Raw genomic sequence first — 17,487 nt, 5'->3', positions numbered from 1 at the left:
TTCCTGCTCCGTTTTCAGTCCATAGGATTGTTCCGTTTGTAGCAGAAGCACCACTTACGGTTGCCGTTGCATTCGAACAAATGGTTTGTGATCCTCCTGCAATTGCTATTGGCAAAGGATTTACAATTACTGTGTATGTTGCCGTTTGAGTTTGCGGTGTGCAGGCATTGTTGCTGGTTACCGTCATTGTCAAAGTAACAGAAGTTCCTGCATCGGCAGCTGTTGGGGTATAAGTGGGCGTTAGAGTTGTAGCTCCTGCGGTTATATTTCCTGCTCCGTTTTCAGTCCATAGGATTGTTCCGTTTGTTGCAGAAGCACCGTTTACGGTTGCCGTTGCATTCGAACAAATAGTTTGTGTTCCACCTGCATTTGCAGTTGGTAGTGAATCGACTGTAAAAATACTGGCACTCGTAGCAGTTCCTAAAAAAGTAACTACTGAAATAAATCCAGTTGAAGCACTTGCGCTCAGTATTGCAGTTATCTGGGAGTCATTATCGACAGTAAAAGAAGTCGCAGCTACACCATTAAAGGTGATTGAAGTTGCTCCGGTAAAATTAGTTCCAGTTATTACAACTGAAACCCCAGAATTGGTACAGGCATTAATTGGATTAAAATTCGATATGGATTGTGCAAAATTATCCAAACTGAACAGAAAAACAATCAAAACTATCAAAAGAGAATTCTTCGAATTTAGTAATACAAAAAATAAATTTATATTGAATCTAGAGTAGTTTTTTTTCATAATAGGCACACTTTTTAATCAAACAATTAATGATTTTGTAAACCAGATATAGAAAATTATCTATGACGTTTACAGAAGTTAAATAAAGTTTATTGTAGTGGTATTATTTGCAATGAAAAAATGAACCAAGCTATTGTTATTCTATATATCTTATTTTAGAGTTGCTATGCAAAAATGATAACAGCTATGGTTTTATTCGGATTATATATATTGATTTTTTTGGTTTAGATGCTTAATTATCTTAAAATTAAGTATTTATAATGGTGTATTGTCAAAAAAAATCCTTTTTTCGATGAAAGGATTTTATCTCCCGATAAACTACTTGTTTTGAAAAAATAATTTGTGAGGTTTTCTTTTTTTCTTATTTCGGGATTGATTTAGATATAAAAAAAAACTGCCTTTGCAGACAGCTTTCTCTTTTTGAAGTTTATTAAACCTGAAATTATTTGATAATTATTTTTTTGCTAAGCGCTCCTTTGGAAGTTTTTAGTTTTACAATATACACTCCTGAGCTTATTTTTTTGATTGGAAGCTGTATGTCATATTGCCCTTGATTTTCAATTTTCCAAGTGGTGATTGATTGTCCAATAATATTGAATAAAGTCACTTCTTCTACAGTCGTGTCTATTGCTTTATTGCTGATTATTATTGTGCTTTTACTTTGTGAATGGGCTATTTTTATTTCATCATCAATACTGGTTTTATCATTAAGACCTAATGTTTTGTCTTTGAATCGTAATGAAAAACGAGAATAGTGTTCGCCATTTGCAAGATTGATTTCAAAAGCTTCATTTCGGATATTATGGTATATTTTAGTCTCATCATCGTATAGAAAAATAGGCTGGTTTGCATCAAAGTTTTCTAAAGCATCAATCATGAATTTTACTTTCCCCGCAGCATCTGTTTTTACACCGATAGGGTAGGAAGCATCTAGGTCAAAAAATCCTTCGCCTTGAATTACCAATTGATTTTCCCCATTCAAAAAATACATATCATTTGGAAAGTCATCGATATTTAAACCGTCATAACCGTGATCCATTTCACTGGTCGCTTTTTCATCCATAAATCCTAACAATACCTGTCTGTGATGGTTATTATGGGAATTGAATCCCAATCTAATTTTTTTATAAGTATCATTTATTACTACATCATTATCATTGTTATTCCAGGATTTCTCTTTACTGGATGTAGTTTTGTACATCACATTTGAGTTCAAAGCGTCATTTTCTTTATGAAAACCCCTTTGGCTATTATTAAAAATAACCGTTCCTCCAGAACCAATTTTTCCATTTACAAAAAAGCCTTGCCCAACTGGAATATAGCGGTTAGGAATACCTCTTGACGGAGTTCCTGACTGGCTGATAAAATCAACACCTGCCGCTGATGGGGCTAATCCTCCAGTTAAATTTCTAACGGCATAACCTCCTTGGTAATCACGTAAAGTATGGGTGTTGTTGCTGTCATAATGTTCCCAGAAATATAATGTTCCATCTGTGGAGGGATTTGAATTTATATTGGCTGTTATGAAAGCTTCGGCATCCAGCGCTGATGGATAAGGATTACCGGTTAATAACAATTGATCATCACCAACAGTATTTGTTGTTATTGATCCATTATTTGGTTTTCCAATGAAAGTATAGTTTTGAGTTCCTAATGCACCACCACTTCCTTTTAAAGTGAATCCTTGCCCTACTCGTATCGGATCATTTTCAGTTATTTGTACCCAATTAGCATAATCATTAGTATAATCATCAAATTTATAAAGCCAATATCTGGCTAAGCTTACAGGAAATGTAGGAGCTCCATCATAACCGCCAATCCAGTTTATTGCAATTGGTGTCAGAGGATTTGTTCCATCTTTCAAGCTGCCTGAAACGGTATAGTTAGTGTTATTAGTTGTCGTATTTATTGGACTTACCGGAGAGCTCCAATAATTATAATTGTATACATTAGATTGCCCTTTTTGATCTCTTTCGAGATGGCCAGAGCTTGAGACGTCTAAATCACTTTCTACAGTTTGCACCAATTGTGACATCCCAACTAAATCAATTTTCCCATCTAATTTCAAGTACCAATCATTTTGTATTTTGGTATCATTGTTCATGATGATATTTTTTCCTGTATCTACCAGCATTCCTAAATCAATAGTGTTTGCCGTTTCTGTAATGTCGTGTTTTACATGAACAATCGACCAGTCCTGTTCCATAATATCTTCACCTCTTATTTCTTTTGTAGGGCTGTTTACAGCTGTTGCAAAACTTCCATTTCGTTCCGTTAAAAATGGCATTGGTGCTTGTTGAACATGAATGTTTTTATGGTTGTATATTTTTGTTCCAATAATATCAATTGCAGGAGTTGTTAAGTCATCAATGATATCATCTTTGTAAGTATCCATTCTGTAATAACGAAGCAAATTAGTAAAAGGCAAAGAAATAGGAGAGGAAGCTACGTTTTTTGGAACTATCATACCTCTAATTTGAGAACTGACATCTTGAATTTCTTGGTAGACCATTCTTTGTAATTGAGATTCGGTCAAAGCCAAATTAAATACTCTTACTTCATCTATTTTTCCTCTAAAATATTTTGTGTTACTGCTAGGATCTTTTCCTAAAGTAAAGAGTGATGCATCTGCTGGAATACTTCCTGTTTTAGCCTGGCTTGTCACCAAAGCACCATTTAAATAGAGTTTAATATTTGATCCGTCATAGATTACGCCAACATTGTACCACTGTGATACATTTAAAGTGGTGTTAAAAAGAACTGATGTTCCATTAACAACAGCTTCTAGTTTCTTGCCGGCAGTAATTCGTATTTGGAAATTATTTTGTCCGACTATTACTCCTTCCGATGAAAATGCAGGGTTTAAATTAATCCATGCCATGAGTGATGCATTGGCTAAACCACCCAGAATTGCGGTGCTTTGTCCATAATCATTTCGTCCGTCAAAATCAAGAAATAATTTTGTACGGATGTCTCTTGGAGAACCAAAAGAAGCCGTATTAGTGTCAAAAATGTCTAGTATTCCGTCTTTATCAATATCCGTTGTACCGTCAATAATTCCATTATTATTAGTGTCTAAAGTTTTGTAATCATAGATCAATAATGTGTTAGTAATATCTAATATAGTTCCATTTGACATGAGATCTAAATAATCAGGAATTCCATCTGCATCTGTGTCTTTTAAATAAGTTGTGGCAGGATTTGCAGTTGCAATTCCTTGTCCTGAATTTCCATATTGTGTATTAAATGTCACACCGGAACCATAGTCGTAAATGTCTAATATTCCGTCACCAAAACCTTCGGTTATTCCATCTCCATTGATGTCTTTGCTTCTAAAGGTTTCTGAATCAATTCCATCGCCAACACCATCACCATTGATATCACCATCACCATTTTGATACCCCGCAACGGCATTTGTGTTTCCGGCTCCAGACTCATCAACATCAAAAAGACTGTCGTTGTCACTGTCTAAATCTATATAATTCGGAACACCATCACCATCAGAATCTAATGCGGGTAATGCAGCTACTGATTCAATACTATCATGAAGTCCATTTCCGTTAGTATCTACCCAGCTCGCATCAATTTTTCCTTTAGCATTACTCAAGCTTCCTAAACCGGCTTCAATAACATCTTCAATGCCGTCATTATCGGCATCTAAATCAAACATATCCGCAACGTTATCATGGTCTAAATCGCATAAAGTTTGTGAAATTAGGATGTCATCCAGCGCAAGATCATTACCGCCACCTCCAGGAGCATTATTTTTAAAACGAATGGTAAAAGCATTTACATTTCCTAGGTTTACACTAGTGGTGAATTGTTTCCAAACTCCTTGAGCACAACTGTTATCTGTGGTGCTTCCTGAGCATCTGCCTATATCTCCAGTGTTGAAAGTCGTAAGAAGATTGTTTGATAAATCATAAAATTCTACTGTCACATTGGGTAAAATTGAACCAGGGAAAGTAGAAGGTGCCATAATATTTAATACCCAGAAACTATAAGTTATAGGGAGATTTGACAGGATTCCAGTAATAGTTGTTTCATAAAATGTTCCTGGTGTAAAACTAGCATTAAAAACGGCCATCCTTCCATTAGTATCTCCTGTAGTATGATCTTCGCCGTTATACCATGCTAAATCCCCATGAATATTTTCAGGATCGCTAGCAATTGTTCCGGTTATTTTAGAGACAACGGTGTACTCACCATCGTCAAGTATCCAAGTTGATTGACTAGGACATTCTGTTGTATTAGCCCCTACAATTCCGTCTTCATAACAATAGGTAGTTGTTGCATTATAAGCAGCGGTAAAACTTGCCGTTTTTCCTCCTGCACCAAAGGTTTCATTTAAGAATTTATAATCTACTTTATGACCATTTAGGTTGTTGCAATTTATTTCCTCAGTTCCGTCTAAGATACCGTCGTTATCATCGTCAATATCAAAGTTGTCATATATACCATCTCCGTCACTATCATAAAAGGTTTGGATTCCCGTTCCTTGTATCGAAATATCATACGGGTTTTCATTATTGTCATTGTTTACAATTGAAATTTCAGCCGTTTTTATGCCTAAGGTGTTAGGATTAAAGCTAATAGAAAATGTTGAGGTACCTCCCGAAGCAATTAATACGCTCGGATTAGTGGAAACTGCGAAATCACTTGCATTAGTTCCAGAAATAGTTATCGTTCCTATAGTTAAGGGTGCATTTCCAGTATTTTGAATTGTGAACGTTTTTGTGATGATTCCGGTACTGGTTTCCATTGAACCAAAATTTGTCCAATCTGTGGTACTTGGCGTGGCGTCACCATCAATGATAGAAATCGCATTTCCAAGGATGTTTATTTCTGGCTCATTTACGGTTGCAATTATTGGAATTCTTGGCGAAGAGGTACACGATGCATTAGTGACTTCTAAATAATATATAGTGGTGGTTGTAAGAACAGGAGTAGTGAAGGTTAGTCCCGTACCTAGATTAGTTCCACCAGTTAGGGCTGTAAACCAAGAAATTGTTCCCACTGATGCAGCAGCTTCAAGTACAACTGTTCCTGTTCCTATTCTGGAAGCAGGTGTCGTACTTAAAATTATTGGATTTGTATTTATAGTTATATTTACTAAGTTATTAATGGTGATGAGTGAACTACAATTATTGGGAGCTGTTCCTCCACTTGACAGTTTAGTTATTGTTAATGCAGTTACGCCAGAGTTTAAAAGTGTACTTGTTGTAAAAGTTCCTATACCAGCAGTTGTAACCGTCATAGTTGCTGTGTTTCCGATGGCCACATCGGCTCCTAATAAATCGTAAGTGACGGTATAAATTCCTACGGGTAAATTTGCTGTAGCAGCAGTGACTGTTATTGTTGCACTATTTGAGGCACACACTGATGTTGCGATTGTTGTAGTACTCAAACTATAAACAGTAGGACAATTCCATGTAATTATAACTTTACCATCTGATCCATTTCCTCCTGTTCTTGGATTTGATGGGGATGTAGAATGTCCTCCTGCTCCACCCGCACCAAAAGTTGTACTTGAAGCTCCATTTGCATCCGCAATACTTCCAGTGGCTCCAGCTCCACCACCTACAGGCGCGAGTCCACCTATTAAAAGTATCGGAGCATTTCCGTTTGTTAAAGTACCGGCACTAGAACCGCCACCTCCGCCAGATATTCCCAATAGACCGCCACTACCTCCAGCACCACCGTAATATGAATAGGATGAGGACCAACCTATATTTCCTGTTGTACTTGCGCTAGCTCCAGTTGCGGTGTTATTGTTGCTTTCAGAACTGTTACCTCCATTTCCACCTATTGCTTTGATTGTTGTTGATGATTGAAACCATGATGCTCCACCCGCACCACCAGAGCTGGTACTGCCAAGTCCACCAGTTCCAACATTAATGGTATAAATGGTGCCCGGCACAACTGTAAAGGCTGTGTTTTTGACATAACCACCACCGGCGCCTCCACCACCACCTGAAGAGTTTTTGGTTCCGCTACCACCAGCGCCACCAGCGCCCCAAGCTTCCACCTGTATTGATGTTACTCCAGCAGGAACTGTAAAAGTGCCTGAAGTGCTATAAATTTGACTTGTTTGCGAAATTCCAAAAACGGTTGTAAAAAGAAGGCTAATCGTAAAAACTATTTTTTTGCTTATTAAAGTAATTTTCTCCATAATCTAATTACTGTATTTAGTTAAGATTCAGTTTTTTATCTTTTAAGAGGAATGTATTTAGGTTTGTTTTTTATCAATACTATAAATTTAAATTTATTATTGCAATAAAACGGTTTAAAAGTAAATAAAATCGATTAAATACATATTTATATAAATAATGTAAGTTTATTAGTGTTTAATTGCCGTTATTTTTATTAGAATTTTATAAGAATAGTATGAAGGAATAATAGGTTTGTTTTTTGATTTTTTGAATAGTATTTGCCTTTTCAAAAAATACAATCCTGAGTACGATCATTTCTTAATTCCAGATTTTTAATTTTAGTGGAATTTTTTAACTGATTTTAGGATAAAAAAAAAGACTTCCCGGTTGTGGGAAGTCTTTTTTTAAGTTGGATTATTTTAAATTATTTGATAATAATTTTTTTATTGATATTTCCTTTTGAGGTTTTTAATTTTACGATATAAACTCCCGATGTTTTGTTTTGAATTGGGATTTTAATGTTAGTTTGTTCTTTTTCGGAAACATCCCAAGTAGACATCAACTTTCCTTGAATATTGAAAAGCGACACGGCAACAACTGTATTATCAGTTGCTCCATTTTTAATATTCAAAACATTATTAGAACGTGTAAAAACTACTTGAATAGTATTCTCATAAATTACATCTTTTACACCAAGTGTTTTATCCGTAAAGCGAAGGGAGAAACGATCCGTAAAGTATCCTTGAGGAAGTTCTACTTCATAAAGTTTGTTTTTTATGCTATTGTAGGTATCCGTTTCTTTATCGTAAATAAAAATATTTTGGTTTTGATCAAAATTTTCTAAGGCATCAATCCCAAATGATACTTTTCCTGGTGCTTCTGTTCGAACCGCAATAGGGAAGGAGGCATCTTCATCAAAATAACCTTCTCCTTGTATGGCTAATTCATTTTCGCCATTCAATAAATACATATCACTTGGAGAATCATCTATATTGAAAGCATCGTAACCATCATTCATTTCACTATTTGCTTTTTCGTCCATAAAGGCTAATAATACTTGCCTGTGGAATGTTTTGTCCATTACATTAAATCCTAGACGTATTTTTTTATGGGTATCTTTCTCAATTGGAGTATTGCTATTGTCTGTCCAATGGGTATCTGTCTTTGGATTAACTGGGATTTTGTATGTTGTTTGGGAACTTGCATTTGTCTCCGTAATAAACTCTCTTTGGCTGTTATTAAAAGTTACTGTTCCTCCAGTACCCACTTTACCTATAATAAAGAAACCTTGTCCCACAGGAATGAATTGGTTAGGCGCTAACTTACTTGCTGTACCAGATCCACTTATGAAATCTACACCAGTAGCGCTTGGAGCGACTCCACCAGAAAGATTTCGGATGCCATATCCTCCTTGATAGGCAGCTAATTCATGTGAACTATTGGTAGCATAATGTTCCCAGAAATACAAGGCACCATCAATTGCCGGATTAGTAGTTACTGTTTCTATAGAACCAATGTTGTCATTAATAAATTTATTTGCATCTAGTGCTGATGGATATGGATTACCCACTAGTAACAATTGATCAGCTCCTACAGTATTATTTATGGTACCATTATTAGGTTTTCCTAAAAAGGTTAGATTCTGCGTTCCTGAAGTTCCAGGTCCTTTTAAAGTAAATCCTTTACTGGCTGATAATAATCCTGTTTCGCCTATTTGAGTCCAATTGGCATAATTATTAGCCAAATTATCGAATTTATAAATCCAAAAACGTGCTAAACTAAACGGAGATGTAGCTCCATCATACCCATTAATCCAGTTTATGGTTCCTGGTGCTGCAGCATTTGTACCATCTCTCAAAACTCCGGCTACAGTAAAAGTATTGTTATTTGTAGTTGTGTTTATGGCTCCCACTGGAGAACTCCAATAGTTGTAATTGTACTTGTTAGCCTGTCCTTGTTGGTCTCTTTCTAATGAACCGGAACTCGTTGCATCTAAGTCGCTGCCTAGTTTTTGTACCAATTGCGATCTTCCCACTAAATCAATTTTGCCATCTAGTTTCAAGTAATGTGAAACTTCAATTTTTGAATCATTAGTGGCGCTCAAAGTATTACTATTGACAAATAATCCTAAAACTGTTTTATTTCCATCAGAAATAATAGTATGAGTTGTTCTCACAATATTCCAGTCTACACGGGTTGCGTTATCTATGATTGATAAGCTGTAAGGCTGGTCTTGATTTGCTCCATTTGTCCATGTTGCAGCAGTTTGCCATAATCCATCAGCAGTACTGATATAAGGCATTGGAGCAGTTTGTACATTGATTGATATTTTATCAGGAATTACTAAACTTCCTCTGTTAACGTTTACTGAATCATCATCTAAATGTGTTCCTATATAGGAATTCATAGAGTAATAAGCAAATAAATTATTCCAAAGCAAAGTATTAATGTCGTTTTTAGTAATTGTAGAGGGAATAATTGTTCCAGTTGTCCCGGTACTACTTTGTACTATTTCTTGGTTCATAATGAATCGAATCTCTGTTGCGGTAAGTACTCGATTCCACATTCTAAGTTCGTCTATGTCACCTTTAAATAAGTTATTAATGGCGTTTTTAGTTATGTACTGCCCACCAATACTGAAAATTCCTGTTGATGCACCTGGGTTTCCAGACATTGTTACTGTTTTTTCCAAAACACCATCAATGTAAATGGATAGTGTATTGGTAGCGAAGGTGTATGCTATATTGTGCCATTTTACATTTGGTAAAATAGTATTTGTTATTGCGGTTCTTAAAATTGCTGACCCGTCGTACCATTCAAACCTAACTCTATTGTCGTTTTGTAAAACTATTTGATACCCGTTTCCGGCAGCGGATTTTTTTGATAAAATGGTTCTTTCATTTGCTGCTGTATTGGTTCCGTTTGGTCGAATCCAAGTCATAACAGAAAAAACAGTAGGTAGTTCGTTACTGTTATCAATTCTTACATAATCGTCAACACCGTCTAGTGTAATATGCAACGGATTTGTAGCTCTATGTGCCACACCAAAAGAGATGTATTTAGTACCATCAAAATCATATAAACAGGTTTCGTTAGCTCCAGAAGTTGACATAAAAACGGTTTCTAATCCTGTTGTAAATGCTGCATTGGTAGCTACAACCATAACATAAGCATCTGTTGCACCAAGAGCGGGTAAACCACTCACAAAAGAGGCAGTAGGAATGTTAACACGTGCGGTACCTACATCACCGCCTGTCTCTACTACTTTCCATTTTCTATTGACTACTTCTGTAATAGTAGTAATTGTCGTTGGTCCTAAATCTATATTTAAGTTGACTCCAGAATTGGACATTGTACCATCGTTAGATCCCCAAACTAAATAGTTTCTATCGTTTAAAAAACTATTAGGGTTTAAGTTATTAGTACTCATTACGTCTCCAATCCCAATAGTTAAAACTGTTCCAGGATTTTCACTTTTGGATTGTTTTTGATTTAAAGCACTATTGTCATCTCTACCTATGCCTGCAATATCATAATTAAAGCCAGTGTTGGCTGAGGTACTCCAAATAGTAGCACCACTAGAATCTACATAATCAGTATCTCCTAAATTATTTGCTGTAATGCTATTTGAAGCGTGCAGTGTTACACCATTTTTTATAGCAAGATATGATTCGATTTTCTTTTTTTCTGCTGCAGATTTTATGTCCGAATAAGAAATTATCTCAGATAATTTTCCATCAAGATAAGAAGCCACATTCCCATTCAATGAAAATCTACCAACTCCAAGGTTATATTGAATATTATTGAATTCAGAAAAATTTAGAATTCCAGTAACAGTTATTTGATCTGATGCTACTGATTCTCCCGGATAATTATCAATTCTTTTTCCGTTTTTGTATATTTCTGTTGATGTTCCTGCAGCATTAGTCTTTACATTATATATTGTTGTTTCTTGTATATAAGTTTCTGTTGTAGTTGCATAAGCCATTCCGTATGAACTAGTTGATGGGGTTTGAGGAACAGAGCTAATACTATGTGATACTAACTCATTTTTATATCTAGCAGTAAAGTTTCCTAAAGCAAATGCAGTTCCATCTAGGTGAAAACTACTAATAGAAGTTCTTCCTGATATAGGTGCTTGTCTTGTAGCAGAAGCACTGTTTATTGTATTATTAGATTTTACTACAACAAAATAATCTTGTGCGTGAAAACCACCTTTACCTCTCATAGAAGTAGCGCCAGCAATAGTGAAATCTACAACAGGATTATAGTTAATATTTCTAGTTCCGTCCCTATAAATAGGTTGAGCCACTCCAATACTTTTTGCATCGTTATCAATAGCTTGGTCATTCCATTGGGCTAAAGATGTGCCATCAGTAGCTGAACCAGTTCCAGCATTAGCTTTTAGCCATAATTTTAAGTTAGTAGGAACATTACCGGGTGTAAAAGGTTTATTGGCAAATGGTGTAATGGGGTCACCTTTTACAAAGAAATTATCAATAGCAATCGTTCCGTTATTGTTAGTATTATTGGTTCTAATTAATATTCTGAAAATAATATTCGATTTGTTATCTAAATCATTAGATTGAGTAGAACGTTCTACAAAATCGTTGAAACCTGCTACACCTGTATTTATTGTTCCAGTAAATCCTAATAGACTTCCTAATGATCCGGTTCCACTGTTAAGTGTTGTAACATTGCTATTGTTGTACCAAGTTGTAGATTCTTGATAAGCACCAAGTACTTTCCACGTACTACCCAAGTCAGTACTATACTGAATTTGCATTCCATCATCAGCTTCTTGAGTTCCAACTCTTAAATCTAATGAAATTCTGATATTATTATATCCTGTTGTATTAATTGTAGGTGATGTTAATGTAGAGGCTGTATTACTCCCGAAGTTATTTCCAATTCTCCAATAATTACCTTCTCCATTGTAAGGAGTATTACCATGTGTCCAACTACTTCCGGCAGAACTAGCTGCAGTCCAACCGCCATTATTAGCGTCAAAATTTTCGTAAAATAAAGTATAGCTTTGCGATGGAAAGCTAGTTCCTGTTCCGCTTAGGTTAAAGTTATAGGGGTTTTTTCCAGTTACATTTGTACTAAATGATATGGTTGCATTTCTAACACCCAAAGCTGTTGGGTTAAAAATTATTTCAAATGTAGTTGTTCCTCCTAACGGAGCTACTGTTGTTGCTGGTTGTCTTGTCACAGTAAAATCAGATGCATTTGCACCAGCGATAGTTATGGAACCAAGAGTAAGGTTTGTTGCCAATGCATTATTTGTGATAGTAAAAACTTTCGTTATTACACCAGAGCTTTCATTAGTAGAACCAAAATTAGTTTGGTTGAGTACTAATGGTGAATTACCTCCATTATCATTTATTATATTTCCATTTCCGTAAACATCAATTTGTTGTGAAAATATTACTGAACAATTTAAAATGAAAAGAATTATAAGTATGTTTTTTACTTTTTTGAGTAATAATTTATTCATAAGCTATGTATATTTTGGCTACGTCTAGTTTCATTTACGTATTTATTCTTTATTTGGTTTTAATTATCAGATAATTAATGCTTTAAAAAAAATAATTTAATATGTCAAAAGTAAAATATTTATTCCTAATTACAATGCCTTTTTAACGACAAAAAGCAATTATTAGCGTTTAAATTCAATGTTTTATGATTTTAATCAGAAAAAGAAAATTAATTAGTGAGTAAGAAACACCTTATTGAAAAAAAAAGCTATCATATTTTGATAGCTTTTTAGTTTCAATGTAACGAAGTATTATTGTTTTATAAAACGTTTTATTGTAGTGGTTTCTTTATCAGTTATTTCCAGTAAATAATTTCCTTCGGCAATAGAAGAAACATTAATGGAATTATTTGATAGTTTCCCTTTCATAATGGTTTGACCAATTACATTGTAGATTTTATAGGTTGCATCCTCAGAAACTGAATTTATATGTAGGAATAATGTCGTTGGATTTGGGTAGACTACAATATCGTTTGTAATCTCTTTCTGTTTACTGGTTTCATTTGTTCGGGCAGCTGGAGCGGTAATATTTACCGTATAATCTTCAACTTGTCCTGAAGCAAATGTTTCGCATGAAGTAGGAATTGCATTGTATTTCATAGAAACTCTCATTCTGGTTGCTCCAATTTTTGCTGTAGCAGGAACGGTGATGCTTCCAGTAACGGGTGTAGTTGTTGTAGCTGCTCTTGTGAAGACTTGTTCACCGGCATCTACAAAATCACCGTCTCCATTGTAATCAATCCAAACGCTATATCCTTCTTTGTATTTTGTTGAAGCCCAAGAAGGTGTTATTGTAATAGTGTATGAAGTTCCTCTTGTGGCATTTGTTGCAATTGCAGTGTAGTTTTCATAACCTGTTCCACCAGTTGTAGTATTGTTTATTGTTCCAAAAACAACTTTCCCAATTTTCTCTTTTGTGACACTATTTCCTTTAGAAACGCAATAAGCTGCAATAGACGCTGAGGTTGTTACGCTTGCCACATTACTTGAAACTGAAATGTTTCCTGCGGCATCTTTGGCTCTTATTGAGAATGCATAGGCTGTTGAAGCTGTTAATCCAGTTACTGTATAAGAAGTTGCTGTTACGCTGGCCATCAAAGTAGTTTCTTGATACACATCATAGCCAGTAACTGCAGTATCATCTGCTGAAGCTGTCCAAGACAAATTAGTTGTGGTTTGAGTGGTCCCAGAAGCGACTAATGAAGCTGGAGCCGAAGGGGCAGTTGTGTCAACAATTGGGTCTAGTGTGGTAACATTTACCATAATGCTTTCAGCCGAGATGTTTTCGACAGCATCTTTTGCTTTTACAGAAAAAGTATACGCAGTTGAAGCTGTTAATCCAGTTACTGCATAGGAAGTAGTTGTAACACTCGCTCTTAAAGTACTTCCCTGATATACATCGTACCCTGTTACAGTAGTATCATCAGTAGAAGCTGTCCATGACAAATTAGTTGAGGTTTGAGTGGTTCCCGAAGCTATTAATTCAGTAGGAGCTGTAGGAGCTGTGTTATCTATAATTACATTTTGATTTGCTGTTACAGATTGTCCGCTTCCATCATCAAAAGTCCATACTACTACAGTTGTTCCTTGTGCAGTTATAGGAAATGTTGCGTCAGTTGTTCCTATTATTGTTCCTGCACATATATCAGTTGTTGTAGGAGCAGTAAGCGTTACGGCATTTTGACTCATTACAGTAGCCAAAGTTGGAATTATTGGCGCAGTTGTATCTTTAATAGTTACACTAGAAGTACAGCTTGAAGTTTGTCCGTCAGCATCAGTAACAGTCAGAGTCACTAGTTGAGTAGTGTTTCTATGGGTACAATTGAAAGTGTTTGGAGAAACCGAAATAGAAGTAATGGCAACATCATCTGTAGATCCATTATTTATATCTGTTGGCAATACGGTTAATTGTCCGCTACTGTTTAAGGATAAAGTTGCGTCTTTACAAATAGCTACAGGAGCTGCAGATAAGTCTAAAATTTTGATGACTTTAAAATCGTCGATATAAAAACCATCGAAGGTAGTCGTATAACCATCAGTATTATTGGAACTGTCAGATCTCATATACAATCTGAATCTGGCAGCTGTAGCACCAACTAAAAAGGAATTGTTACTGGCATCAATTACAATTTCTTCCATTACCCATTTACCCATTTGATTTCCATCATATAAAACACCACCAGCACCGGCAGTATTCTGGAAATTATTAGTAGATGATTTGGTGGCATGTGGATTCGTTTCGGTTGTTGATGTAGGCTTAGTGTAAGTACCGCACAATGGAGTCCAGTTTGTTCCATTTGTAGAACCTTGCATTTGAACTAAATCAAAATTTCTTTCTAAATCCCATTTTGCATAATACTGTACTAAAACTTTAGTCGCTCCAGATAAATTTGAAGTAGTGGCTGTAGTAAGGGTTTTGTTAAGATTATTTGCGTATGCTACAGTTGAAGCATCAGTAATTGATCTTGTTCCTGAGTAAGCACTGGTCGAATTTACCCATGTGCCACCAGCTTGTGTCCATTTAGACAATAAATTAGCGTCAGGATTATCGCTGAATAATACAGTTGGCTGGTAATATTTTATAAAATTAGCTTCGTATAAAATATAATCCCCGTTACTCAATGAAATTTTATATTCAATTTTTTGATTGGGTAAAATTCCAGGAGCTAATTGTATTGCAGCAGTTACATTTCTTTGTTCTAATACAGTCATTCCGGTTTGTACCGTTGGAGATGTAATAGAAACGATATTGCTGGATACAGGTGTAACTGTTAACGTATAATTTGCAGTAGTTTGCCCAAGTCTTTCAATTCCAAAAGTTAAATTAGAATTTAAGGATGTGATACTGCTTTGTGTAAGGTCATGAAATTTCGCATATTTTCCGGCATAGTAAGCAGCAATTAAATTCATTCTCAAGGCTCTTTTTGCAATAGCGGTAATATTTATTGGGCTAGGCCAAAAACCACCTTCTGCTAAACTTCCATTTTCCGGGGATAACGATAAAGTGTTTTTTCCAGATCCGGTGGAACCTGTTCCGTCATTAACTCCGCCCGTCATCCAGTCACTTGCATCGCCACTCGCAGCATATAATATTCCTGGAGCAGGTCCATAAACATATCTGTTGTATTGTGTCATATCATGACTTAACTTAGCAAATTCATTTTCTCTCCCTGTTAAAACTCCCGATTTCCCATTTATTGGGTGCGGAAGAAGATTTGAATACGCATGATGATTTAAAGCTGTCTTGAAATTTTTTGTTAAAACAAAATCTCTCATCATTTGAGTTTCTGGCTCAGAAAAGGCAGCTGTTCCTCTATAAGTATTGTCGCATAAAACAGTAGAAGAACCAACTAATCCATAATAGTAACCGTAATTTCTATTTAAATCAACTCCTCTAGTATTGTTACTGGATGCTGTAGTTCCAGCATCACAAATTCCAGGTCTTAAATTTTTACGTTGCATTCCTCCACCGGTTGGCGCAATAGTTTCATTCCAAGACAATCCATCCGGATTTGCTACAGGAACAAAATACATTTCGGTATTATCAACGATACTTTTTATAAAAGGATCTGAGTAGTAGTTTTCCAATAAATACCACATATAGTATATAGTATTCATCATACTGCTTACTTCTCTTGAATGTGTCATACCAGTATAAAGAACATTTGGTTCTGTTTCATTCACTGATGGGTTATCAGAGATTTTTACATAATAAATAGGTCTTCCCTGGTGTGTTAGTTGATTTGATGGAGAAATATTTGCTTTAACAGATATTAGATTTGGATACATTTGCTGCATTTTATCTAATTCAGCAATCATTCCGTTATTAGTTAAACATCCACCAAAAGTTGACGGAATAGTAAAATTAGTAGGTGTTACAAAGTTGATTTCACTACAATCATTTTGTTGTCCAATATTACCAATAATAACATTTTTTACGCTCAATGATTTGTTTGTTTTTGAGCTATTTTTTTCTCTAAGTAAATTGCTTTGGGCCTGAGGCATATCTTTTTGAGCTCTTTCCGAATATAATTTTGTAAGATCTTCAATTACTACTTTATATTTCAAGCCGGCAGATTTGATTTTGCCTAATTCATAATCAGAAAGTTCTAATTGAATATAGGTAGCGGTATTCACTATACCGCAATCTAGATCTACACCAGTTTCCATTAATTTTTTGATAACATCGGGAGAACTTTTCGAAATCTGAACTCTTTTATACTTAAACTCTGTATCTTCAATTTGACTAGAATTACTAGTAATAGATTTTGTTTGAGCGTAAGATTTGATGAAAATAAAAGAAAACAAAAGAAAAATAAAAGTAGTTTTTTTCATGGTAAAATAATTTAGGTTATCAAAACTAAAATAAAATTTTAACAAAAACAATTTAAAAATCGATAAAACGCATTAATTTATCGACGAAGTGCATTTTTGTTACGCTGAGTCTTTTGAATGATTGAGGATAGAGTTACTGAAAAATTGATTTTAATCGAAATAACGACAAATTTTAGATAGGTTTATCTATTACTGTTAACTCTTTTATTTAGTGCTATTTTTAAAATAGTTTAATTTTAAAACGAAAAGCCAAAATTTTAATTTATCAGTAATGATAAAATTAAAACTATGGCTTTGGATAAATAAAAAAATAAATGCTAAATTTTTGTATCGGTTTTATTTCGTGTTCTGTAATTTTTTTTAGTGGGTTTGTTTAAAATGCAAACGATCTGATTGATTTTGATTTTATCCGAACTTTAGAAATAATGTTTTAATAAAGCTCGGATATGTATCTTAAATACCTTGTATTTTTCTATATTTTTTAAAAGTATAATAGGCAAAAATAATTCCTGCAATAGCCAATACAAAAAGTTTACCGTTTATTGGGGCAGCAGGTGCATCTGTATTCTCTAAATCGCCGGTAGGAGTGTCATCACCAGCTTGAGCAAATAGCATAACACTGGATAAGGTACAAAAGAGGGTACAATATAATTTTAATAGTATGTTTTTCATTTTTCGATTTATGTTTTTGATTTTATCCAGTTTGTAGAAGTAAACAA

Annotated in this window: 5 protein-coding genes; all 5 read right to left on the bottom strand. The window is 34.9% G+C overall.

Annotated elements, in window-relative coordinates:
* Positions 1 to 742 (bottom strand): hypothetical protein (locus QLS65_RS15235; RefSeq protein WP_282718575.1); only part of this gene is annotated, 742 nt, incomplete at its 3' end.
* A gap of 442 nt (positions 743 to 1,184) precedes the next feature.
* On the bottom strand, positions 1,185 to 6,914 hold the full coding sequence (locus tag QLS65_RS15230; RefSeq protein WP_282718574.1) for a choice-of-anchor D domain-containing protein: 5,730 nt from the start codon (positions 6,912 to 6,914) through the stop codon (positions 1,185 to 1,187).
* A 404-nt stretch (positions 6,915 to 7,318) separates the two neighbouring features.
* Entirely contained in the window at positions 7,319 to 12,394 is a 5,076-nt protein-coding gene (locus QLS65_RS15225; protein ID WP_282718573.1) for a DUF8202 domain-containing protein, read from the bottom strand.
* A gap of 291 nt (positions 12,395 to 12,685) precedes the next feature.
* Positions 12,686 to 16,768 (bottom strand): M14 family zinc carboxypeptidase, encoded by a 4,083-nt coding sequence (locus QLS65_RS15220; RefSeq protein WP_282718572.1) that lies wholly within the window; start codon positions 16,766 to 16,768, stop codon positions 12,686 to 12,688.
* Between the two features lie 453 nt (positions 16,769 to 17,221).
* Positions 17,222 to 17,440, bottom strand: a complete 219-nt coding sequence (locus QLS65_RS15215; protein WP_282711507.1) for a hypothetical protein — start codon at positions 17,438 to 17,440, stop codon at positions 17,222 to 17,224.
* Positions 17,441 to 17,487 lie beyond the last annotated feature (47 nt).

The organism is Flavobacterium algoritolerans, assembly GCF_030010385.1.
GTDB lineage: Bacteria > Bacteroidota > Bacteroidia > Flavobacteriales > Flavobacteriaceae > Flavobacterium > Flavobacterium algoritolerans.
The sequence above is the reverse complement of the archived record's forward strand: the minus strand, read 5'-3'. Positions and strand labels throughout refer to the sequence as shown.